This window comes from Leucobacter sp. OH1287, from assembly GCF_003859945.1.
GTDB lineage: Bacteria > Actinomycetota > Actinomycetes > Actinomycetales > Microbacteriaceae > Canibacter.
The window spans coordinates 101,619-124,387 of the sequence record NZ_RQYM01000003.1 but is presented as its reverse complement, the minus strand read 5'-3'; the positions used below and the strand labels follow the sequence as shown (position 1 = coordinate 124,387).

At 59.0% G+C, this 22,769-nt stretch carries 21 protein-coding genes, 1 tRNA gene and 1 pseudogene; 6 read left to right on the top strand and 17 right to left on the bottom strand.

Annotated elements, in window-relative coordinates:
* Positions 1 to 247: 247 nt before the first annotated feature.
* A complete protein-coding gene (locus EII30_RS02820; protein WP_124885811.1) occupies positions 248 to 424 on the bottom strand; it encodes an AlpA family transcriptional regulator in 177 nt (58 codons plus the stop codon).
* Positions 425 to 987: 563 nt separating this feature from the next.
* On the opposite strand from EII30_RS02820, the gene EII30_RS02815 reads away from it, so the two are divergent.
* Positions 988 to 2,304, top strand: coding sequence for a site-specific integrase (locus EII30_RS02815; RefSeq protein WP_124885810.1), 1,317 nt, complete (start codon positions 988 to 990; stop codon positions 2,302 to 2,304).
* Positions 2,305 to 2,410: 106 nt separating this feature from the next.
* Here the strand turns inward: EII30_RS02815 and EII30_RS02810 are convergent.
* Positions 2,411 to 2,487, bottom strand: a tRNA-Pro gene (locus EII30_RS02810).
* Between the two features lie 152 nt (positions 2,488 to 2,639).
* Between EII30_RS02810 and EII30_RS02805 the strand changes: the two genes are divergently transcribed.
* Entirely contained in the window at positions 2,640 to 3,188 is a 549-nt protein-coding gene (locus EII30_RS02805; protein ID WP_233569253.1) for an NUDIX hydrolase, read from the top strand.
* 56 nt (positions 3,189 to 3,244) lie between these two features.
* Here EII30_RS02805 and der read toward each other — a convergent pair whose 3' ends face one another.
* The 7 genes and pseudogenes from der to EII30_RS02770 all read right to left on the bottom strand — a co-directional run bounded on the left by der (position 3,245) and on the right by EII30_RS02770 (position 10,000).
* Positions 3,245 to 4,822 carry a ribosome biogenesis GTPase Der gene (gene der / locus EII30_RS02800; protein WP_124885809.1) on the bottom strand — a complete coding sequence of 526 codons (1,578 nt, stop codon included), beginning with the start codon at positions 4,820 to 4,822 and terminating at the stop codon, positions 3,245 to 3,247.
* An 18-nt stretch (positions 4,823 to 4,840) separates the two neighbouring features.
* Complete coding sequence (gene cmk, locus EII30_RS02795; RefSeq protein WP_124885808.1) at positions 4,841 to 5,596, bottom strand: (d)CMP kinase; 756 nt, start codon at positions 5,594 to 5,596, stop codon at positions 4,841 to 4,843.
* Positions 5,586 to 6,701, bottom strand: coding sequence for a prephenate dehydrogenase (locus EII30_RS02790; RefSeq protein WP_124885807.1), 1,116 nt, complete (start codon positions 6,699 to 6,701; stop codon positions 5,586 to 5,588). The genes cmk and EII30_RS02790 overlap by 11 nt, the downstream gene beginning before the upstream one ends.
* 290 nt (positions 6,702 to 6,991) lie before the next feature.
* A pseudogene (locus EII30_RS02785) lies at positions 6,992 to 7,738 on the bottom strand (pseudouridine synthase); the annotation flags it as partial.
* Positions 7,731 to 8,339: an SMC-Scp complex subunit ScpB gene (scpB, locus tag EII30_RS02780; RefSeq protein WP_124885805.1), complete on the bottom strand. Its 609-nt coding sequence runs from the start codon at positions 8,337 to 8,339 to the stop codon at positions 7,731 to 7,733. The gene scpB and the pseudogene EII30_RS02785, both read right to left, overlap by 8 nt.
* The gene (locus EII30_RS02775; protein ID WP_124885804.1) at positions 8,329 to 9,126 is read right to left on the bottom strand and encodes a ScpA family protein; all 798 of its coding nucleotides are present in this window, start codon (positions 9,124 to 9,126) and stop codon (positions 8,329 to 8,331) included. The genes scpB and EII30_RS02775 overlap by 11 nt, the downstream gene beginning before the upstream one ends.
* Before the next feature lie 22 nt (positions 9,127 to 9,148).
* Positions 9,149 to 10,000 (bottom strand): ParA family protein, encoded by an 852-nt coding sequence (locus tag EII30_RS02770; protein ID WP_124885803.1) that lies wholly within the window; start codon positions 9,998 to 10,000, stop codon positions 9,149 to 9,151.
* A gap of 137 nt (positions 10,001 to 10,137) precedes the next feature.
* Here EII30_RS02770 and EII30_RS02765 point away from each other — a divergent pair, with 137 nt between their 5' ends.
* Genes EII30_RS02765 through EII30_RS02755 form a run of 3 tightly spaced genes read left to right on the top strand, consistent with a single transcriptional unit; the run spans position 10,138 to position 13,420 of the window.
* Complete coding sequence (locus EII30_RS02765) at positions 10,138 to 11,247, top strand: permease (protein ID WP_233569252.1); 1,110 nt, start codon at positions 10,138 to 10,140, stop codon at positions 11,245 to 11,247.
* Positions 11,240 to 12,094 (top strand): TIGR03943 family protein, encoded by an 855-nt coding sequence (locus EII30_RS02760; RefSeq protein ID WP_124885802.1) that lies wholly within the window; start codon positions 11,240 to 11,242, stop codon positions 12,092 to 12,094. Before EII30_RS02765 ends, EII30_RS02760 begins: the two co-directional genes overlap by 8 nt.
* Positions 12,095 to 13,420 (top strand): hypothetical protein, encoded by a 1,326-nt coding sequence (locus EII30_RS02755; RefSeq protein ID WP_124885801.1) that lies wholly within the window; start codon positions 12,095 to 12,097, stop codon positions 13,418 to 13,420. It begins immediately after the preceding gene.
* 55 nt (positions 13,421 to 13,475) lie between these two features.
* On the opposite strand, the gene xerD is transcribed toward EII30_RS02755, so the two are convergent.
* The 7 genes from xerD to EII30_RS02720 form a co-directional block, all read right to left on the bottom strand.
* Positions 13,476 to 14,420, bottom strand: a complete 945-nt coding sequence (gene xerD / locus EII30_RS02750) for a site-specific tyrosine recombinase XerD (protein ID WP_124885800.1) — start codon at positions 14,418 to 14,420, stop codon at positions 13,476 to 13,478.
* Positions 14,421 to 14,432: 12 nt separating this feature from the next.
* Positions 14,433 to 16,106, bottom strand: coding sequence for a CTP synthase (locus EII30_RS02745; RefSeq protein ID WP_199731550.1), 1,674 nt, complete (start codon positions 16,104 to 16,106; stop codon positions 14,433 to 14,435).
* 31 nt (positions 16,107 to 16,137) lie between these two features.
* The gene (locus EII30_RS02740) at positions 16,138 to 17,376 is read right to left on the bottom strand and encodes an AI-2E family transporter (RefSeq protein ID WP_124885798.1); all 1,239 of its coding nucleotides are present in this window, start codon (positions 17,374 to 17,376) and stop codon (positions 16,138 to 16,140) included.
* Positions 17,377 to 17,470: 94 nt separating this feature from the next.
* Complete coding sequence (gene recN / locus EII30_RS02735; RefSeq protein WP_124885797.1) at positions 17,471 to 19,171, bottom strand: DNA repair protein RecN; 1,701 nt, start codon at positions 19,169 to 19,171, stop codon at positions 17,471 to 17,473.
* Positions 19,168 to 20,073: an NAD kinase gene (locus EII30_RS02730; RefSeq protein ID WP_124885796.1), complete on the bottom strand. Its 906-nt coding sequence runs from the start codon at positions 20,071 to 20,073 to the stop codon at positions 19,168 to 19,170. The genes recN and EII30_RS02730 overlap by 4 nt, the downstream gene beginning before the upstream one ends.
* A gap of 12 nt (positions 20,074 to 20,085) precedes the next feature.
* Positions 20,086 to 20,961 (bottom strand): TlyA family RNA methyltransferase, encoded by an 876-nt coding sequence (locus tag EII30_RS02725; protein WP_124885795.1) that lies wholly within the window; start codon positions 20,959 to 20,961, stop codon positions 20,086 to 20,088.
* A gap of 18 nt (positions 20,962 to 20,979) precedes the next feature.
* On the bottom strand, positions 20,980 to 21,231 hold the full coding sequence (locus tag EII30_RS02720) for a hypothetical protein (RefSeq protein ID WP_124885794.1): 252 nt from the start codon (positions 21,229 to 21,231) through the stop codon (positions 20,980 to 20,982).
* A 113-nt stretch (positions 21,232 to 21,344) separates the two neighbouring features.
* Here EII30_RS02720 and EII30_RS02715 point away from each other — a divergent pair, with 113 nt between their 5' ends.
* The gene (locus EII30_RS02715; RefSeq protein WP_124885793.1) at positions 21,345 to 21,635 is read left to right on the top strand and encodes a hypothetical protein; all 291 of its coding nucleotides are present in this window, start codon (positions 21,345 to 21,347) and stop codon (positions 21,633 to 21,635) included.
* A 122-nt stretch (positions 21,636 to 21,757) separates the two neighbouring features.
* On the opposite strand, the gene EII30_RS02710 is transcribed toward EII30_RS02715, so the two are convergent.
* Positions 21,758 to 22,768 (bottom strand): HAD-IIA family hydrolase, encoded by a 1,011-nt coding sequence (locus tag EII30_RS02710; RefSeq protein WP_124885866.1) that lies wholly within the window; start codon positions 22,766 to 22,768, stop codon positions 21,758 to 21,760.
* Between the last annotated feature and the right edge of the window lies 1 nt (position 22,769).

Here is a 22,769-nt window from a genome sequence, read left to right as displayed (position 1 = left end):
AGCCTACCTCATTTGGGGAGGAAAACCTACCAGCAAACTGCGCTTAAAGCGGAACAGTTAACGTATAATAAACCGCTAGTTTTAATTCCAGCTATTACATGGCATTGGGTCACGAAATGTTTTAAAGGGCAGGGTCTCTCAGAGCCACTCATTTGAGTACTGAGAGACCCTGCACCCCATTTGGCAGCGGATAGTGTGCAAAACTTAACCAGAAAGTAGGCAACTTAAAGGTAATGCAACCGCGCAGTTACCGCCAGTTGCCGCGGCCGGGGCGGCTGGCGTCCCAAGCTTCGATTGTCTCAGGCAGCCAGCCGCGAGCGCGGCCGATCATAGCGTCAGGCTCGGGTAGATTGTAGCGGTTTAACGTATCAGGCTTGACGCCCAATATTGCCGCTACCTCTGACCGGCTCAGGTATCTAATCACGGCTTTTCCTTTCTGGTAACCATACAGCAGCTATAGCGCAGGCAACAGCTAGACCGATTGATACGGTGGCGCCGAATGGTTGCCAGATTAGCAACGCTACCGCTAGCAGCATTAAGGCAATGAACAGGGTATTTTTCATAATGGTATGGCAAAATTAGAAACAGGGGTTTGGGGGCTTGCGCCCCCGCCCCGCCGCTATTTATCTAAATAGCGCTCCAATGGCTGCAACCAGGGCAGCCACGGCGGCTACTAGCTTTGCCAATGCGTTCAGTAGCTCGCTTGCTGCCTGGTTGCGGCTTTTGTTTTTCCTTGCCATTTCTTCACCTCCTTTCCATAAACTATATTACACTATTAACTGTGTAATAGCAACATGTAAACAATGGCGTTTCGCAAAGATTTATTAGCAATGCCAGCTAGCCTAATACCACCAACATTTGACACAACTGCGGCGAGCGCGGCTGCTACACTTACTATTTACAACTCCCCTTCACGCCCCCGGATCCGCTTAGCTCTGGCAGTCAGGATCCATAAACCTCTTTAGTCGCGAAAAGGCAGGTTTCGAGATGGCTAAGGCATGGATTACCGACCTTTGGGTGAAAGACGCGGTAGCGACGCTGCCCGACGGATCCACCAGTAGACTCTCCCCAACAGCGGCACAGCTGCGATCCATTGCGAAGCTGCCCGACATGTTTCGCTCCAGTAAGTTCGGGCGCGGCAAGCGATGGCAGGTATGCTGGCATGAGCTGGTAGGCGGCGAGCGCAAGCAGCGCGCACGCTCGTTCGATACGAAAAGCGAGGCTTCGGCGTTCGCTGCGGAGCTTGAGGACAGTATCAGGTCAGGTAAATACCTGGATCCGAGTTTGGAGCGGTTGCCGTTTCGTGAGGTTGCGGAGGCGTGGCTGCAAACCAAGACAGACGTTAAGGACATAACGTGGAGACGCTACAAACTAGACTTGCAGCGATACGTGCTGCCGCGGTGGGGCGATACTCCGGTAGGGGATATTCAACGGCGCGATATCGAGACTTGGATTAGCGAGCTAGTTGCCGGGAAAGCAGTTCATCAGTTCTCCCGAGGTGAGGCCGGTGTATTGGGAGCAAAAACGGTACGGCATATCGTGAAACTCACTTTTGGGTCTGTGCTCGGTTACGCGGTGGAGCATAAGCTGATCGCGGCCAGTCCCCTGGCTGGTGTCAGGTTACCGAAGCGGCAAGCTAGCGAAGTTGCGGGGCTTCCCGTGCTGACGGTTGAACAGCTCGAAGAAGCGGCGGTGCTCTGCGGCGAGCGCGGCAGGCAGGATCAATTTCGGGTTTTGTTGTTGCTGCTGGGGTATGTGGGGTTGCGGATTGGTGAAGCGACTGCGTTGCAGGTCGGTGATGTGGATCTGACCGCGCGGCGGATTAGTGTTAGGCGGACGTGGACGCTCGATAAGGAGGGACGGTTAAAGCTTGGTACACCTAAGACGGGTTCGGCGCGCCTGGTGCCGGTGCCGCCGTTCCTGATGGACGACATCGAGGGGCTGTGTCGCCGGCGAGCTGCGAGCGAGTTCGTGTTCCGTGGGCGCTGCGGAGCTGCTGTTGGTGGCAAGAACTTCTACAACCGGATCTGGAAGCCGGTACGTCAGGAGCTCGGAATCGAGCATATTACTGTTCACGATCTTAGGCACACTGCGGCGTCGCTCGCGATTAAGGCAGGAGCTGACGTATTGATTGTGCAGCGTATGCTCGGGCACGCTGATGCCACTGAGACGCTCAACACCTATTCACATATGTTCCCGGACAAGCTCGACGAGGTAATGACCAAAGTTGAGCGGATCCGTGAAGCCGGGCGGAGTGGCAGCACACCAGCGGATTTGGGTAGAGCTACTGCGAGCGCGCGGTAAGTGCCTGGCTGTTTTGCGATGTTGTCCCAGACCTGGACGAGCGAGTTTTCAGCGGCTCCGGATTTTAACGAAAAACCTCGGAAAATCAACGAAGTTTAGGCTGTTTTGGTCGGGATGACCGGATTTGAACCGACGACCCCCTGTCCCCCAGACAGGTGCGCTACCAAGCTGCGCTACATCCCGATTGCTGGATCCACCCGCTAAAACAAAAAGCGCTAGAGGCGCCTGCTGTAACGGGCAAAAACAACCATTCTATTGTCGCACATCCGTCACCGCTTTCACAGCCTGCAGCAGATGTTTGCCAAATTTTAAATAAACCCGGCTATGCTAAACATGTGGCAGATTCAGCAGACCAGACAACCCCTCAGCAGTTAAAAGATCCAAGCCAGCCGGTGAAACGGCGCGTGCCGCTGGATCCTGACTCGGGCGATGCCTGGATCACCGCGGCAGACGGCAACGACTACTGGGGTATTTTTGGTGCGGCTGGCCTTCTCGCATACCACCCTGACCGGGGTATTTTATTGCAGCATCGGGCTGAGTGGACGAGTCACGGCGGCACCTGGGGGCTCCCCGGTGGTGCACGTCACCGTAACGAGAGCGCTGAGGCGGCGGCGCTGCGTGAAACCGCTGAGGAGACGGGGCTTAACGCTGCCGATGTGACACCGCTTAGCGAATACACCTCCGACCGGGGTGGCTGGACATACACAACGATTATCGCGCTCGCGAGTGATGCCGCGGACTGCCCAACACCGAACGAGGAGACGCTCGAGATGCGCTGGGTGCAGCTGGCCGATGTGCCGGGCTACAACCTGCATCCCGGCCTGGCCTCGTCCTGGGAGGACCTGCTCACGATTATTACCGCAACCGAGTCGCTGCAACGCTAGCGGCGCAACCGATCCGACCCACCGCCAGCCAGCGGCATAGCCTGGCGACCGCAGCTCTAGCGGCGCTGGCGTTTCTCGCGGATCCGCATATTAACCACGATCGGCGACCCCTCAAAACTGTATCGCTCCCTGAGGCGGCGCTGAATAAAGCGGCGGTACTGCGGCTCTAAGAAGCCGGTTGTGAACAGCAAAAACGTTGGCGGCCGGTTACTCACCTGGGTGCCGAACAACACACGCGGCTGTTTCCCACCGCGCAGCGGGTGCGGATGCTCCTGCACCAGCTCTGCGAGGAACGCATTAAACTTCGCGGTCGGGATCCGGGTGTCCCACGACTCCAACGCTGTCTCCAGCGCCGGCACCAGCTTCTCCAGATGCCTGCCGGTGCGCGCAGAAATATTAACCCGCGGCGCCCAGTCGACGTGCGAGAGATCCTGTTCAATCTCCCGCTCCAGGTAGCGGCGGCGTTCATCATCGAGCAGATCCCACTTATTGAACGCCAAAACCAACGCCCTGCCCGACTCCAGCACCAGGTCGATAATCCGCAAATCCTGGTCACTGATCGGCTGGGTGACATCAATCAAAACAACCGCAACCTCCGCTTTTTCCAGCGCGGTTGCCGTGCGCAGCGAAGCATAAAAATCGGCTCCCCGCTGCAGATGCACGCGGCGGCGGATCCCGGCAGTGTCGACGAAGGTCCACACCCTGCCCGCAATCTCAACCGGCTCATCAACCGGGTCACGGGTTGTGCCGGCGAGATCGTTAACAACCACCCGTTCAGCGCCAGCAGCCTTATTGAGCAGGCTCGATTTGCCAACGTTCGGGCGGCCAAGCAGCGCAACACGGCGTGGACCCTGCAGCTGCGGCTGCGCAACCGCCGACTCCTTCGGAAGTTTCTTTAAGAGCGCATCCAACAGGTCCGCGACGCCCCTGCCGTGCAGGGCAGAAACCGGGTACGGCTCGCCAAGGCCAAGCGACCACAGCACCGCGGCCTCCGGCTCCTGCACAACATCATCAACCTTGTTAGCCACCAGGAAAACCGGTTTCTTAGTGCGTCGCAGAAGCTCAACCACGCGCTCATCGGTTGCTGTCGCCCCAACCCGCGAATCCACCACGAAAAGGATCGCGTCACACATCTCAATAGCGAGCTCAGCCTGCTCAGCAACAGAGCGGTCGATGCCGCGAGCATCAGGCTCCCAGCCGCCGGTGTCAACGATTGTGAACTTCCGCTCCATCCAGTTGGCGCTGTAGCTCACCCGGTCGCGGGTAACCCCGGGAACGTCCTCAACAACCGCTTCACGGCGGCCAAGGATCCGGTTAACCAGCGCCGACTTGCCGACGTTTGGGCGTCCCACGATCGCAACAACCGGCGGGTTTTCAACCGGCACATAATCGTCGTCACCGATTGCGTCTCCGGCAGCGATAAGCGCCAAATCCTCGTCATCAAGCTCAAAATCATCGAGGCCAGCGCGCAGTACCCGGGTGCGCTCCTCGTCAATATCACCCTCAAAGTGCACGGTGCTCTCAAACTCGGCGCTGTCGTCGAAGTCTGCCTCGTTAATCTCGGCGCTGCTAATCTCGGTGCCGCTAATCTCTGCGCCGTCCCCGTACTCGGCGCCGCTGTTTTCCCTGCTCATCCGCTTCTACCTCTTGTTTTACCTCTCTTGCTGGGTTTGCGTAATTGTCGCAATCACCGCAGCAACTGACCCTTCAAAGTCTAGTTCACTCGTATCAATAACCGTGACGCCCGGCGCGGGATTCAAAAAGTCCACAACCCGCAGATCCTTCGCGTCTCTCGCCCGCAAATCGGCCGCAACCTGCGCGTATGTCAGCTCCGGCAGCTGCTTCGCGCGCCTCGCGATCCGCACCTCTTCCCGCGCTGTCATCAGGATTCTAACCGGCGCATCCGGCGCAACAACCGTCGTAATATCGCGCCCCTCTATAATAACGCCCGGCAGCCCGCTCGCGGCAACCGTCTGCTTAAACCAGCTGTTGAGCTGTTTTCTCACCCGCGGGTGTTTGGCTACGTGGCTAACATTCTGCGCAATATCGGCTGTGCGGATCCGCTCAGAAACATCGACCCCGCTCAAAAGCACGCGATCATCCTCTGTCATCCCAAGTTGCAAATCCAGCTGTTGCAGTGCGTTCAGCGCCGCTTCTTCGCTGTCGAGGTCAGCTCCCGCCTGCAGCAGTGAGAGGGTGAGTGCGCGGTAGGCTGCGCCGGTGTCGAGGATGCCGAAACCGAGCCGTTTAGCGCTCTCGCGCGCAACACTCGATTTGCCGGATCCGGCCGCCCCGTCGATTGCAACCAGCAGGGTACCGCTTGGGTCGCCGGAGGGGTCGCCGCCCAGGCCGGCGCCCGAGCCAATACCCGAGCCGACACCGGGGTTGTTTGCGCTGTTATTGCTCATCACGACTCCAATCCAGGATCCGCCAGCCAAGCTCTTGCAGCCCGTTCACCGCCGCTGCAGCAACCTCCGGCAGCACCGAAACCTCCGCGAAACCGATCTGCGCGCCCGGTGAGTGTTCAAGCCGCAGATCCTCCATGTTGATCTGCAGTTCACCGAGGTCAGTTAGCAGGCGCGCGAGCTGCCCCGGGGTGTCATCGACGATCACCGTGAAACTGGTGAACCGTGCTGCTGATCCGTGTTTACCGGGTAGTCTGCGCACACCCGCGTTACCCGCGGTGAGCAGTTCGGCGATGGTTTTTTTAGCACCCTGCGCGTCGGTGTCGGTGAGAGCGGTAATTGTGTTGTCCAGGTCACTGCGCAACTGCCGCAGAATCGCGGCAACAGCCTCACTGTTCGCGCCAAGAATCTGCACCCACAGCTGCGGGTCGCTGTCGGCAATACGGGTTGTGTCGCGGATCCCCCCGCCCGCGAGCGCAATATGCTGCTCTGCCGCGCGGTTCAGCTGGGCAGCTAGCAGGCTCGCGGTCAGCTGCGGCACGTGCGACACGAGCGCCACCGCTTGATCGTGCTGGGCTGGATCCCACTCGGTTGGTGTTGCGCCAAGCTGCAGTGCCACACTCTCAACGGCCGCGAGCGCAGCCGCCGGGGTTTTCGCGTCACGGCATATAACCCACGGCCGCCCAACGAACATGTCTGCACGAGCCATCACAGCACTGCCGCGTTCCCTGCCTGCCATCGGGTGTGATCCAACATAGCGGTCAAGGTTAATACCGCGGTCGAGCAGCTGCCGGTAGGGCGCGAGTTTCACGCTTGTTACGTCTGTCACATACGCTTCCGGGAACCGTTTAAGCGCCTGCGCAATCACCTCGCCGACCACGTCCGGCGGCGTTGCGATAATCACCAGCGCGGGTTTATCTTCCGGTGTGAGCCGGCGGCCCGCGCCATAGTCGATCGCGAGGTCGAGGGCGGCCGGTGAAATATCCTCGAGCGTCACCTCTGTGCCGTGTTCACGCAGCCCCAGCCCGATGCTGGCGCCGAGCAGCCCGGTGCCGATAATGTGCACGTGGTGGTTTACCCGGCTGGCGAGTTTGCTGTCCGATGTCACCGTTTCCGTCCCCTCTTTACGGGTTTAGCCTGTGGTTTGGGTTTTGCGATGCCGCGCAAGCCGGTAGCGCCCGCACCGTCACCGGGTCTGCCCGCGGTCACGGGGCGATCCCGGTGCCGCGGCTTGGGTGCGCGGTTTTTGCGTGGATCCGCCTGCCGCAGCCCGTCTCGGCCTGCATCGTGCCAGGAACGCTGCCCGCCGGATCCGCTACCCGCCCGCTGGCTGTGCTGAGTCTGCTGGCCCCGCTGGCTCTGCCGTCTGCGCTTTTGCCCTCGTTCTTCCTGGGTTTGCTGTGCTGCCGCGGTCAGCAGCGCGTTCCGTTCCGCCGCGCTTAACTCTCGCAGATGGCCGCTGCCGAGGGTTCCCAGGTGCAGCGGACCAAACTGGCGACGCACCAGCTCCTCAACCGGGTGCCCAACCTTCGCGAGCATTCGCCGCACAATCCGGTTGCGTCCCGAGTGCAGCGTAATCTCAACCAGCGATGACCGGTTTGTTGCCCCCGGAAGCACCTTGACCGCGTCCGCCGCGATCGGCCCGTCCTCTAGCTCAACCCCGTCCCGCAGCCGCTGTACAACCGCGCCGCTAACACGTCCGCGAACCTTTGCAATATAGGTTTTTTGCACCCCAAACTTCGGGTGTGCGAGCTTGTGCGCGAGTTCCCCGTCGTTGGTGAGAATCAGCAGCCCCGAGGTGTCGGTGTCGAGCCTGCCCACGTTGTAGAGCCGCTCAGCAAAATCGGCGGTGAACTCTCGCAGATCCGGTCTGCCCTGTTCGTCTCGCATCGTCGAAACAACGCCGGTTGGTTTGTTTAACACAAAATAGCGTTTCGCAACATCAAGCTGCACAATCACGCCGTCAACGCGCACCTCGTCACGCTCGGTGTTGATTTTGGTGCCGAGTTCGTAAACGGTTTTACCGTTAACCCGCACCCGCCCCCTGGTTATCAGGGTTTCACAGGCACGCCGGGAGGCGATACCCGCCGCGGCGAGGGCTTTCTGCAGGCGCTGTTCGCCAGGATCCACTAACCGCTCACTCATGCTCAAACCCCTCACTGCCGTCGTCAAGCAGCGGCGCAATCGGGGGCAGCTCAGAAATATCGTTAATTCCGAGATGCTCCAAAAGCGCCGCGGTTGTGCCGTATAAAATCGCGCCGGTTTCCGAGTCGTTACCGACCTCCTCAATCAACCCCCTGGCAACCAGTGTGCGCACAACAGAGTCAACATTTACGGCGCGGATCGCGGCAACACTGCCCCGGCTAATCGGCTGTTTGTAGGCGATCACCGCGAGCGTCTCCAGCGCCGCCTGCGACAGTCTGGCGCTGCCGCTGTTCTGTGTAAAATCTGCGATCAGCGGATCAAATTCCGCCCGCACATAGAAGCGCCAGCCGCCTCCAACCTCCCGCAGTTCAAAACCGCGACCGGTGTTTTCGTAGTCCTCCTGCAGCGCCCGCAGGCTCGCGGCAACAGCGTGCTGGGGTTTAGCGACCGCGGTCGCCAACTCGGTAACACTAAACGGCCGGTCTGCGATGATTAAAAGCGCCTCCAACTGCTGTGCGAGGGGGGTGGATTCAAGCACCCGCTGCAGCTCGTTTGCCGGCAGCAGGCTCTGCTGGGTCTCAGCTGTCTGCTCAACTGTCATAGTCTGCTCCGAGGGTTTCAAGTTCCGCGTCTTCCCAGTTGTTGTCGGTCCATCTGACGTTTAATTCCCCGAGCGGTCTCTCCTGCTCAAACGCGATCGCAGCCCGGCGATAGAGCTCCAGGATCGCCAAGAACCTGGCAACAATAATCGCTTTTTCACTAACCCCGTAGATTAACTCACGGAAGGTTTTATTGCCGCTGCTCTTCAGCAGGGCAACCACGGTTGCCGCCTGTTCGCGGATCGAAACAACCGGCGCGTGCAGGTGATCCAGGCCGATTGTTGGCATGGTTTTCGGGGCGAGCGCTGCCGCAGCCAGTGCGGCAAACTGGGTTGTGTTAACCGTCCACTTGAGTTCAGGACCTGCGCCGCGGAACTTCTGTTCAAGCGCCACCTGCCGTGGGTTGCGGCTGAGTTCCGCCGCAAGCGCCTCAGCGAACCAGCTGCTTGCCTGCTTAAACGCCCGATACTGTAGCAGTCTCGCAAACAGCAGGTCTCGCGCCTCCAGGAGCGCAATCTCCTCCGCGTCAACGGCCTCACCCTGCGGCAGCAGGCTCGCAATTTTTAGATCAAGCAGTGTTGCCGCAACAACCAGGAACTCGGATGCCCTATCGAGTCCTCGCGCGTCTGGCTCATCCAGCTGCGCTACATAGTTAATAAACTCGTCGGTGACAACGCTTAAAGCAACCTCGGTGATATCGAGTTCGTGTTTCGTGATCAGCGACAGCAGCAGGTCAAACGGCCCCTCAAACACCTCAAGGGATACCTGAAAATCGCTTGACTCTGCCATCTGTTTTTAACCACGCCAGCGACTATGCGACCACGCCGCGGTTGATCATCTCGCGGGCGAGAGTCAGATACGCCTCAGCGGCCTGGTTCTCGGGGGCGAACTCGGTGATCGGTTTTGCCGCGACGGAGGCATCCGGGATCCGCACCGTGCGACCGATAACGGTGTCGAAAACACTCTCGCCGAACGTTTCAACAACCCGCTCCAGCACCTCACGGGCGTGCAGGGTGCGTGCGTCATACATGGTGGCGATAATGCCGTCGAGGTTGAGCGCGGGGTTCAGCCGGTCTTTCACCTTCTCGATTGTTTCAACCAGCAGCGCAACACCGCGCAGCGCAAAATACTCGCAGGCGAGCGGAATCAAAACACCGTGGCTCGCGGTCAGCGCGTTAACCGTCAAAAGTCCGAGCGATGGCTGGCAGTCAATCAAAATAACATCGTATTCACCGCTGATTTTTCTGAGCACACCGGCGAGGATCTGCTCTCTGGCAACCTCGGTAACAAGGTGCACCTCGGCGGCAGAGAGGTCAATGTTGGCGGGGATCACATCAAGCCCCGGGGTATCGGTTTTTTGAATAACCTCGTGCGGGTCTTTAATGCTGCCGAGCATCAGATCGTAGATGGTTGGCACATCGTGCGCGGCAACCCCGAGCCCCGCTGACAGCGCTCCCTGCGGATCAAAATCAACCGCGAGCACCCGCCTGCCGTACTGCGCGAGCGACGCACCAAGGTTAATCGAGGTTGTGGTTTTGCCAACCCCACCCTTTTGGTTGCAGAGCGAAATAATCCGTGCCGGACCGTGACTGTTAAGCGGTTGCGGGGCTGGATAAACTCGCTGCGGCCTACCGGTTGGGCCAAGTTTTTGCTCACGAGCCATACAGCGCACCTTTCTAGAAAAACCAAAACAGACCAATCCATTCTACCGGCCGCAGCTGTGTAGAGCTATAACAGGATCGACCGAGCACGCGATCCGTAACAGCCGAAACTCAGTGCCCTGTTTTAGAGTATTAGGTGATGCAAAAATCCGCGCCCAACGCCACAGCCCAGGCAGCGACCGCTGCCGCAATTCGGCGCGGCGGCAACAGCGGCGGCAACAGCGGCGGCGGATCCACCAACCCCAGCACCGCAGGCAACGCCAGCAAGCACCGCGGCCTGGCGCTCGCGCTGCTGATCATCGCGGCGGTTATCGCCTTTAAGCTCGCGGCCGATGTGCTGCCAGCAAACCCGCTGCCCGCGATTATGCAAGACACCGGAACCCTCGCGGTCGGGGTTTTTGTTGAGTCTTTCCCGTTTGTTGTGCTCGGAACCCTGGTGTCCACGGCGGTGCAGCTCTGGGTGCCACAGCGGCTACTGTTCCGGCTGCTCCCAAAATCGGCGGTGCTGCGCCGCGCGGTGCTGTCGCTGCTGGGTGTGCTGCTGCCGGTTTGTGAGTGCGGCAACGTCCCGCTCGCGCGCGGTCTGCTCCGTCGCGGGCTCTCCCCCGCCGAGGCGCTCACCTTCGTGTTCGCCGCGCCGCTGTTAAACCCGGTGACAATCATCACAACCTATCAGGCGTTCGGCTTTGACCACGGGATCCTGCTCGCCAGAATCATCGGCGGTTTCTGCATCGCAAACCTGATCGGCGCGATGTTCGCCACCGCCAATTCACCCGAGCGGCTGCTGCAGCCAGACTTTGCCGCGAGCTGCAATCACGCTCACACCCACGACGACGTGTCCGGTGGTAAACTAGGCCGCTTCGGCGGCACCTTCGCCGCAGAAATAACCCTGCTGATGCCAGCCCTCGCAATCGGCTCACTGCTCGCCGGAGTATTCCAGATCCTACTCACCCAGGACAGTCTGCTGCCGCTCGGCAGCCACCCACTGTGGAGTGTGCTGGTGCTTATCGGCCTCGCCGCGATCGTCTCGGTTTGCTCAACCGTTGACGCTTTTTTCATTCTCGGTTTCGCGAGCGTTTTCATGCCCGGCGCAATCACCGCGTTCCTCATCTTCGGCGCGCTCATCGACGTGAAACTGCTGATCCTGCTGCGCACCACCTTCCGCGCCAAAACCCTCGCGCTGGCAACACTGATAGCGCTGCTCAGCACCGCCGCAATCGGATTCGGGGTGAACCTGCTAAATGCCTAACACCAGCAAAACATCCGAACCCCGAAGCGGCCTCTCCTTCGGATCCGCCCTCGCCCTCGTCGCTGCAACCGCGACCCTCTGCCTCGCCGCAACCGGCAAGCTCGGGCTCTACATCCACCCCCGCTATTTTGTGTTCACCGTCGCAATGGCGGTTGTCTGCCTGACACTGACGCTGCTGGCGCTGTTACGGCCGAGGGCCGCCTCGCATGGTGAGCTGGTGGATCCACCAAGCAGCACCGTCTGGGCGAAGCTCGGCGCCGTATTTGCCGCTGTGCTGCTGCTACCGCTAGCTGTTTTGCCGCCCGTGAGCCTGTCAACTGAGCGAGCGAGCAGCGCCGCCACCAGCGCGGCAGCCGCGAGCAGTGCGGGAGGCGGGAGCGGCGCACCCGGCGGCACACCCGGCAGCGCACCGGGCGGGGGTGCCAGCGGCGGCGCGCTAACCGGCGCGGCGAATCCTGCCGCGGAGAGCCCGGCCAGCGCTGAGGCGGACGCAAAAATGACCGTTCCTGACTGGTCCGCACTGCTACAGAGCGGTATCGACCCGGTTGAGCTGAGCGGCCGCACACCGCAGCTGAGCGGGTTTATCACCGCCGACGCTAACGACCCCGAGAATATTATGCAGGTTACCCGCTACACCGTCACCTGCTGTGTTGTTGATGCTGCGCCGCGCGCGGTGCCGGTGTATCTGCCGGGTTGGCAGTCGCAGTATAAACAGGGTAAGTGGTACAGCGTCACCGGTTATTTTAGCCAGAATCCGTCTGCTTTAAGCACCTGGGAGGCGGTTGTGATCCCGGGCGAGATCACCGCGATCCCGGAGCCCAAAGACCCCTATGTGCCGGTGGACTAGATGCGCGCAAAGAACAGAAAACATCGGATCACAGCAGCCCTGACGGTGGCGGCGCTGCTGTTTGCGACGGTTATTTTAGCGGTTTTGGGGGTGCAGCAGCAGCCGCGCATCACCGGCAGCACCGCCAGCCCTGAAAGGCTCATAAAATTACCCAATCAAAGGCTGGTTTTACAGCTGAATCAGGCGACTGAGCCGGTGAGCGCTGAGGCGGTTAAGATAACCCCGAACGTCCCCCACAGTGTGCGCAGTGATGCCCGCACCGTCACAATAACCTTTGAGCGGCCGCTGCTCGCGGACACGGTTTACCGATTCCAGGTTGACACTGTTTCGCAGGCGACGGGCGCGCGCGGATCCACCAGCTACGAGGTGAAAACCCCCACAATGCGAGCTGAGATCCTCACCCAGCATGGCGGCCAAATCGCTAACCCGGGCGATGAGGCGACGATCCACGACGATAAAATCACCTCTTTTCCGGTGCGGGGCGGATCCCCGACGGTCTGGCTTGCAGAGCAGCAGCTTCACGAGTTTGCCTCCGCCGGCGAGTGGTTTGCGGCGGTGCAGCAGCTTAACGAGCAGGACAGCAGGCTGCTTGTTGGGAAGGCTGGCGGCGAGCCGAAAACCGTTCTGATGCCGAATATTGGCGGACTCAGGCAGCCCATGTTTAGTGACGATGCGAGCCAGCTGGGGATTAAGTTCGCCGAGGACTACGATTTTGACGCGCTTTACCTGTTCACAACCAACAACATCAGCAACGGTTCCGGGGTGCCGGTGCGCTATCCCGATGGCAGCAGTGTGCCGGTTGCTGACTGGTTCTTTGAACCCGGAACAGCAAATGTGCGGATCCTGACACCCGCCGGTGAAACCCTGCTCGCCCCGCTCGGAGGCACCGCCGCCGCGGATGAGCGCCCGTGGCCGCAGCGAGACGATGGCACACCGCGAGACATCGGCGCACCACGAGACAGTGTGAAGCTGGTTTCGGGGCAGAGCCTCAGCATCAGCGACAGGTCACTGCTGTTAACCGCGGTAACCAGTACAGACTCAGGCGCGGCAGCTGGTGCGGAGCCCGGCACAGACTCAGGCGCGGCAGCTGGTGCGGAGCCCAGCGCGGATTTCGGCACGGGGGATACGCAGCTGTTTCAGCCCGCAGCTGAGTCGACAACGGTTGACGGTTTCTGTCTCGCCCCGAACGAGCAGTATATTGCGGTGATTATTACCGCGTCGACCGGCGAAAAACAGGTCGCGATCGTAGAAATTGGCACGGGTCTTGTGGTGCAGAATATGCCGGGCAGCTGGATTTCCTGGTGCCTGAACACCGTGTCTGGTTAGCGCTGCTCTGGCTCGCTTCTCTGTTTTCGCGCGCCTGGCCGCACGGCTGCGCTGGCTAGAGCGCCCGCGGGTGCGAGTTGATGTAGTGGTCGCGGAGTGCTTCGACGGATACGTGTGTGTAGATTTGGGTTGTTGTCACAGAAGCATGGCCGAGCAGTTCTTGGACGGTTCTGAGGTCGGCGCCGCCGTTTAACAGGTGGGTTGCGAAGCTGTGGCGCAGCGAGTGGGGTGAGACTTCGGTTCCGAGGCCGGCCCGCTCTGCTGCTGCTTTGATGACGAGCCACGCCATCTGTCTGCTCATGCGTGCCCCGCGCGGCCCGACGAACAGAGCCGGTGTGCCTTTGCCTTTCAACACGAATTGTGGGCGGATCCGCACCAGGTACGCAACAAGTGCCTCCCCCGCGTAACCACCGAACGGCACATACCGCTGTTTGCTGCCTTTACCGGTGACTTTAATGAATCCGCCGGCTGCTAATTGGGATGCATCGACGGTGTCTCCCGCGCCGTCGAACAGGTCGTCGACGTCGAGATTGACTGCCTCACTGATCCGCATCCCGCTCGCGTAGAGCAGTTCGAGCAGTGCGAGGTTGCGGATTTGTACCGGGTCGTCGCTGCGGCAGGCGTCGAGCAGCGCCTCTACCTGGGTGATGCTGAGCGTTTTCGGTAGCCGTTTCACGGGTTTTGGTGTTTTTAGTGCGGCTGCCGGGTAGTTTTCGATTATGCCTTCCCGGTAGAGGAACCGGTGGAGGTTTCTGACGGTGCTGACTCGGCGGGTGATTGATGCCTGACTGAGTTTTTGTGTTTCGGAGAGGCTGACAACGAACTCTGACAGCTGCTGTTTGGTGACTTCTCCCAGGTCGGTTATTTGCTGCTGCGCTAACCAGGCAGTGTAGGCTTCCAGGTCTGCCCGGTATGCGAGCAGCGTGTTTTTTGAGATGTTTCGCTCAATCGCTAAGTGCTGTATAAATTTTGCGGTTGCTTCCGCAATCTTGGCACTCATCGCTGCCCGTGGTTAGTCCTCGTTCACGTCAAACAGGCTTTGCGCTTTTTTCCGCTCGATTGCGGCGCCAGCGAGTCCCGAAAACAGCGGGTGTGGCTCGCTTGGCCGTGACCGCAGTTCGGGGTGTGCCTGGGTTGAGATGTAGAACGGGTGTACTTCTTTAGGCAGTTCAACATACTCGACGAGTTTGCCGTCTGGGCTGGTGCCTGAGAATCGCAGGCCCGCGTCTGCGAGCTGTTCAACATACCGGTTGTTTACTTCCCAGCGGTGGCGGTGGCGTTCGCTGGCGCTTGCGGCTCCGTAGAGTTCTTCGGCGAGGGATCCGCTGGCGAACTGTGCTTCGTAGAGTCCGAGGCGCATGGTGCCACCGAGGTCACCGCCGTCGAGGATATCAACCTGCTCGTCCATTGTCGCAATAACCGGTACTGCGGTGTCTGGGTCGAACTCTGTTGAGGATGCGCCCTCTAGCCCTGCAACATTGCGGGCGTATTCCATAACCATTGACTGTAGGCCGAGGCAGAGTCCGAGGGTTGGGATCTTGTTTTCACGGGCGTATCGTAGGGCACCGATTTTGCCGTCTACGCCGCGCACACCGAATCCGCCTGGGACGCAGATCGCGTCTACGTCAGCGAGTTGTGCGTGGGCGCCCTCTGTTGTTTCGCAGTCGTCTGATACTACCCATTTAATGTTGACTTTTGAGCCGTGGGCGAAGCCGCCTGCACGCAGTGCTTCGGCGACTGACAGGTATGCGTCTGGCAGGTCAATGTATTTGCCGATGAGCGCGATGGTCACCTCGTGTTTCGGGTTGTGGACCGCGTCGAGCACAGGCTGCCATCTGGTCCAGTCAACATCGTTTGCTTGCTCGGTGAGCAGCAGGTGGTCTACGATGGTTTTGTCGAGTCCTTGATCGTTGAGCAGTCGCGGCAGGTCGTAGATGCTTGGCACGTCGATGGCGTTGACGACGGCGTCTTCGTCGACGTCACACATGAGCGCGATTTTGCGCAGGTTTTCGTCGGTTACTGGACGGTCGCTGCGCAGCACTAGCGCGTCTGGCTGGATGCCGATTGATCGCAGTGCGGCAACCGAGTGCTGTGTCGGCTTGGTTTTTTGCTCCCCTGACGCGCCCATGAATGGCACGAGTGAGACGTGCACGAAGATAACGTTGTTGCGGCCGAGTTCGTGTCGCACTTGGCGTGCTGATTCGAGGAATGGCTGTGATTCGATGTCGCCGACGGTGCCACCGATTTCGGTGATAATAACATCGGGTTGTGGATCCTGTTCCGCCTGCAGTCGCATTCTGCGTTTGATCTCGTTGGTGATGTGTGGGATCACCTGCACGGTCTGTCCGAGGTATTCGCCGCGGCGTTCTTTTGCGATCACGGTTGAGTAGACTTGACCGGTTGTCACGTTTGCTGCGCCTGACAGGTTGAGGCCGAGGAAACGCTCGTAGTGCCCAATATCGAGGTCGGTTTCTGCGCCGTCGTCGGTAACGAATACCTCGCCGTGCTGGAATGGGTTCATGGTGCCCGGGTCGACGTTGAGGTACGGGTCGAGTTTCTGCATGACAACGTGCAGCCCGCGTGCGGTGAGCAGGTTGCCGAGGCTAGCTGCTGTTAGTCCTTTGCCGAGCGACGAAACAACACCGCCGGTAACGAATATATGCTTAGTTACTTTGTTTGCACCCACGGGCTTTAATCCTATCAGTTTTGGCAGTGTTTTATCGTTTGTCTTGCAGCGGGTACCAAACCTGCTTCATGATCATTAGCAGGCTCGCTGTTACTGGGATGGCGATTAGCGCTCCCATTGGGCCGAGCAGTGTTCCGCCTGTGAGCGCACCAATTACGACGAACGCGCCGGGTACGGAGACGACGCGGTTCATGATTCTTGGGGTTAGCACATAGGCTTCGATCTGCATGTAGATGAGGTAGTAGATGAGCACGATGAGTGCTTTTGTAGGCGAGTCGAACAGTGTGACGAGGCTGACGAGCACGGTGGCGCTGAGCGCCCCCACGAGTGGGATGAGCGCGAGGCCGAAGACAACAACGGCGAGCACTGCAGCAAACGGCACCCCGATGATGCTCATGGCGATGAATCCGCAGAGGGAGTTGGCGAGCGCGATCATTGCTTGTCCACTAACGTAGCCACCAACTGAGTCGGTGATCTGCTCGGTTATGTCGATTACGCGGGCACGCTTTGATTTTGGTGTCAGCTGGTAGAAGCCGCGTTTTAGGCTGCGCAGTGAGGCGAGGAAGTAGAGGCTGAGGATGAACACGATCATTGTCGCGGTTGTGGCGTTGAGGATTCCAAGTCCTGCCTGCCAGACTCCGCCTGCTACTCGCTGCCAGTTTTGTGGATCGTTAACGAATTCGCGTCCGATTCTTAGGATTTCGTCGAAGTCGATTATGCCTTCGAAGCGTTCGCTGATGTCGAGGTACCAGTTTTGGTGTGAGACGTCGACGAAGAAGCTTGGCGCTGACACGATCAGCATGTTGATTTGTTCTACAAGCGTTGGGATGATGAAGCTGAGTACGAGCGCGAGTACCGCGGTTAGGCTGAGGTAGACGATTGCGATGCTGAGCCCGCGGGCGAGACCTTTGCGTTCTAGGAATCGCACTATCGGGTCGAGGCCGAGCGCAATGAAAAGTGCTCCTGTGATGTATAGCAGGACGGTTGTTACCTGGCTGATTAGTCCGCCGAGTAGGAGGGCTGTGAGCACACCGAGGGTTGCCACGAATCCGAGCTGGAAGGGACTGCTGATCCGCCACTGTTTTGGTTTGCTGCTGTTTTCTTCTTCGGCTTCTGCTGCGGCGAGTTCTGCCTCGTGGTAGAGCTCTCGGGTGGCACTGTCGAGGCGTGTCTGATCTACCCGTTTGACGTCGGGGTGGAGATCTTGCCGGATCCTCTCCGGCAGCGTGACCCGTTTTTCACGCAGGATTTTGGTTAGTTTTGAAGCCATATATTGAGGTTACCCTGTTGTCTTGTTTTTGTCCTAGAGACCGGTCAGATTCGTTACACTGTGTTACTCCGGGGGCTGTTTTGGTCGCTGTCTGTTATGTCTGCTGTTTGCCCATTTCGAGTAGTTCTTTGGCGTGTGCGAGCCCGGTTGCGGAGTCGTCTAGTCCTGAGAGCAGTCGCGCGATTTCTTGGACGCGCGTGTCACCAGTTAGCTGTTCGCAGCTGCTTTCGGTGTAGATACCATCGGCGTCTTTTGTGATTTTCAGGTGGTTGTTCGCGAATGCTGCCACCTGTGCGAGGTGGGTGACGACGATCACCTGTGAGTGTTTTGCGAGCGCGGCGAGGCGTTTGCCCACTTCGATGGCGGCGGATCCGCCGATTCCCGCGTCGATTTCGTCGAACACGAAGGTGGGTACGGGGTCTGTTGCAGCGAGCACAACCTCGATTGCGAGCATTATGCGTGAGAGTTCTCCGCCGGAGGCACTTTTGGCGAGGGTTCGCGCTGGGGCGTCACGGTTTGTTTTGATCTGGAATTCGATACTGTCGGCACCGTTTGTTCCCTGCTGTGCTGGTTCGACGGTGACAACTATTTGGGTGCTGCCGAGTGCCAGGTGTTGTAGTTCGTCGCTGACGGCTTTGCTGAGTTTTGTTGCGGCGTTTTGCCGTAGCGTGGTCAGCTTTGCTGCTGCGGTGTCTACTGCCTCGGTCGTTTGTGCGAGTTCTGCGGTCAGTGTGCTGATGCTGGTGTCGTCGTTTTCTAGTTGCAGTAGTCTTGCGCCAGCGGTTTCGAGGTATTCGAGTACGTCTTCGATGTTTGGCCCGTATTTGCGCACTAACTGGGTTAGTTCTGCGTATCGCTGTTGGGCGCTGTCGAGTTCTGCTTGGCTGCTGCCCTCAATACTGTCGAGGTAGTTTGAGAGTTCCCGCACGACTTCGTTTAGTTGACTGTTGATGGCTGCCAGGTTTTCTTGGACTGGCTTGAGTGTTTTATCGGTTTGGCTGGCCTGTGTGATGGTTTTTTCTGCTTCTGCCATAAGCGCTGTTGCGTCGCTCTGGTAGGGGTCTGGTGATTCTGCGGCGAGCAGGTTTTGCGCTGTTGCGGCCTGTTCTCTGAGTGTTTCGATGTTGGTGAGCCGGTCTATTTCTGTGCGGAGTGTTTCCAGTTCTCCCGGCTGCGGCTCAGCTTCACTGATTTCTTCTGTCTCGGTTTTTAGCCGCTCGATTTCGCGGGCGCGCGCTTCCCGGTTTTCGGTTATTTCTGCAAGCTGCTGCTGTAGCTGCTGCTGCCTGGTGTATGACCGCTGGTATTCGGCGAGCGCGGCGGCGATGGCGGATCCACCGAAGCGGTCGAGAGTTTCTCGCTGTGCGCTTTGGCTGCGCAGACGCAGCTGGTCGCTTTGCCCGTGTACGCAGAATAGTTTGCTTGCGAGGGTTGAGAGTACGCCGATGGGGCTTCTGACCCCGCCCACGGTTGCGCGGCTGTTGCCTGCTGCAGCGACGGTGCGGGATAGTAAGAGTTCACCCTCTTCGATTTCTCCGCCTGCGTCGCTCACGATTTCGGCTACTTCAGTGAGCGTGTTGTCGCCGATGTGGATCGCGCCTGCGACCCGAGTGGCGTCGGTGCCGTGGCGCACAAGGTTTGCGTCGCTGCGGCTTCCCATGAGCAGGCCGAGCGCAGTCACAACCATGGTTTTTCCGGCTCCGGTTTCGCCGGTGATGGCGGTGAAGCCGGGCCCGAGTGGCAGTGTGCTGCTGGCGATTACGCCGAGGTTTTTGATTGTCAGCTCTTCGATCATTTTTGGTGCTCCCGCCAGCCGGAGGTTGGTAGTCGGAATTTGCTTACGAGTCGGTCGGTGAACACTGCCCTGTCTAGTCGCGCTAACCGGATAGCTCGGGTTGAGGTTCGCACTTCGACTTTTGCGCCGGGGTCTAGTTCGACTTTGCGTCTGCCGTCGCACCACAGTGCCGCGATTGCACTGCTGGTTGGTGATACTTGGGTTTCTAGCACCGAGTCAGGGCCGACAACCACTGGTCGGTTGAATAGCGCGTGTGCCGCGAGGGGTACCAAGAGTAGCCCTTGCACGCTCGGCCACATTACTGGCCCTCCCGCGGAGAAGGCGTAGGCGGTTGATCCTGTCGGTGTTGACATGACGACACCGTCACACCCGAAGGTTGAGAGTGGTTTACCGTCGACGCCGATTGTCACCTCAATCATTCGTTCGCGTTTTTCTACGGTTGCTTCATTGACCGCGAAGGTGCGGTGATCTGGTTTGCCGTCTTGTGTGACTAGCACGTCAAGTGTTGCGCGTTCTTCCACCGTGTAGTCTTTGTCGAGCACTCGCTGCACTGACTCTGCCAGGTCGTGTTTGTCTTTTTCTGCCAGGAATCCGACGTGGCCGAGGTTTACTCCGATGATTGGGCAGCTGGATTCTCTGACGATTTCTGCCGCGCGCAGGATTGTGCCGTCTCCTCCTAAGACGATTGCGATTTCGATTTCGCTGAGCGGCACACTGCTGTCGAGGACGTGGATTTGCGCCGCTGGCAGGTAGGGCGCGAATTCTGTTTCGTCTTCTGCTGTCATCACCACTCTCACTCCGCGTTCTGCGAGTGATGTGGTGACTGCGATTGTTGCTTCTATCGCCTCCGGCCTGGCAGTGTGTGAAACAACAAGCATGCTGCGCGCTGTGCTGTCTGTCATGGTTGTACCGCCTTACGGATTTTCGCTTTTGAATAGGATTTCTAGCTGCCCCGCCGCTGTTTGCTGCGTTTCAGCCTGCACGGCCGGGTGGCTGTGTGCTCGCCAGTGCACCAGGTATTCGGTGTTGCCGTGTGTTCCGGTGATTGGTGAGCGCGCTAACGCTACCGCTGTATAACCGATTTTATGGGCAGCTGTTAAAACTTCTCTGACAGCCTGCTGCGCTATCGCTTCATCTTTTACTATGCCGTTTTGTAGGTTTTGTCTGCCCACCTCGAACTGCGGTTTAATCAGCATAACCAGGTCTGCCGCCGCTGGTGCGGTTAACGCTATCGCCGGCAGGATCAGCTTCAGGGAGATGAACGAGAGGTCCCCTACTACCAGGGTTGGTGGATCCGCAAGCCCGCTGACCTGTTGGAGCTTTGCCGCGGTGAGCTCCCTGGCGTTAAACCCCTCAACCTTAACAACCCCGGGCATCTCTGCTACGCTCTGCGCGAGCTGCCCGTGCCCGACATCGAGCGCGATAACGGTTTTAGCGCCGTGGTTTTTTAGCACCTGCGTAAAGCCGCCGGTTGATGCGCCAAGGTCTAGGCAGTGTTTATCCTTTGCTGAAACCTCGAACTGCTCTAGCGCATAAAGCAGTTTTGTTGCCGCCCTGCTGACGTAGCTGTCTGTTGTGTCGCGGCGGATCCGCACCTCATCGCCACCCTGCACCGTGCAGCTCGATTTGCTCGCCGCCCGGTTGTTGATTAATACTCTGCCAGAGGCGATAAGCGTTGCCGCGTGGGAGCGCGACCTGCTAAGCGCAAGCGCGGCGATGGCGCGATCCAGTCGCTCCGGTGTGCCCTGCCAGACGGCGGTTGTTTGGGGAGGTGACTCTGATTCGTTCACAATGCTCCTGACCGGTTGTTATGCCGCGCCGCCCTGAGCCTTATCGGAGCTTTGCAGCTCAGCAACCAAATCGTCATACACAGTGTTCAAAATCTCTATCTGCTCAGTAAGCTCGGCGTTTTTTAGTTTTGCCATTAACTCCGCATCAAGCCCTGTGTTCTCGCTCTCACCCTCACTAGCCGGGGAAACCTCCTGTGAGATCGAGGTGGAAGACTCTTTAGAGGCGTCCTTTGAGAGAGGTGAGACGGGCTCCTGCTTCTCCTGATCCATGCTATTCAGTTTAGCCTGACCTGCGGACGTTTTGTTTCTCACGCAGATTCACAGCTTCCGGTCAGGAACTGGTAAACTGGGCAGCAGCTTATGTTCTAAACACGGAGGCAAGCGTGAACGCACAAAAAAACCTTAGCGACCCAAATGAGTCACTCTTTGCGGGTAGTCCACGACCACGCCCGAGCATTCTGACAATCATTCTGTTCATTGTTTCTGCCGGTCTGGTTTTTGGTGGCTTCTACCTGATGGCCATCGCTTTTAACTTCACAGATGCCGATCAGGGCCCAACCTGGTTCCTGCACCCGGCGATTGTCACCTTCTTCAGTGCGATCGTGCTTGACACCATCGGTTTTTTCATCGCCTTCCAGCTGCTAGCAAAACCAGAAGATAAAGAAGCGGCATAATCAACCACTAGGTTTAAACGGTTTGGGGTGTGGCAAAATTTTTCTGCCACACCCCAAACTTTTGCTATTCTTCCCTTAACCTCTCAGCGCTAGCCGGTCTGGCGCTGCTGCCGCCACAGTTCCTAACGCCAGTGGTCCTCAACCAGGATTTCTGGAACCTTCAGCCCGTAGATTGCGAGACCTGACGCATAGATCGCCGAGCAGGCAGCGCGCAGCAGGTTAATCTCGCTGGATCCCTCCGCCAGCACCTCCACAATATGACCCTCCATGCGCACCCGTGCGTCGCCAACCTGGTGGGCGCCGTTCCGCACAATCTTCGTTGACGGGTATGGACGATGCAGGTCCGCGAGCGACTCAACAATGTAGGTTGGTTGCATGTCCTGCGATGCCGCAATCAGCTGTTTTGGGCGATCCACCCCGGTTAGAACGTGCAGCGCCGGAATGCCCGCCGCGACCGCGCCGCGCGTATCGGTGTCGAGACGGTCACCGAGCATCAACGCCGACCGCGTTTTAAACCGGTCAAACGCGGTTTCGTACATCGGCTGCTCTGGTTTTCCAGCAAACTCTGGGAGCCGCTGCACAGCCGTGTGTACGGCCGAAACCAGCGTGCCGTTGCCGGGCGCGATCCCGCCAGCGACCGGGATTGTCCAGTCCGTGTTTGTTGCGATCCACGGAATTAAAGGCACTCCGGGACGCTCCTGCAGCGCAAACGATGCCTCCGCGAGATGCTCCCAACCAACATGCGGCGCGAACCCCTGCAGAACCGCGTCGGGGTTATCGGCGGCTTTCCTGGTCCACTGGTAACCGTGCTTTTCCAGCTCGTAGGTTATGCCCTCACCTCCAACAACCAGAATTTTCGCGCCCTGCGGCACCAACTTTTTTAGCAGCCCGATAGCGGCCTGTGGCGAGGTGACAATGTTTTGCGGATCCACCGTCAACCCGAGCGAGTTCAGGTGCTCGGCGACCTGCGAATCGGTGCGCGAAGCGTTGTTGGTGAGGTAACCAATCTGCGTGGTTTGCGCAGCGAGGTTCAGTGCCTCAACGGCCCCGGGAATCGCCCCGTCACCCTTATAAACGACGCCGTCAAGGTCCGCCAACAGCAGCTCGACGCCGGCAATCGGCGCGGGCAGCATC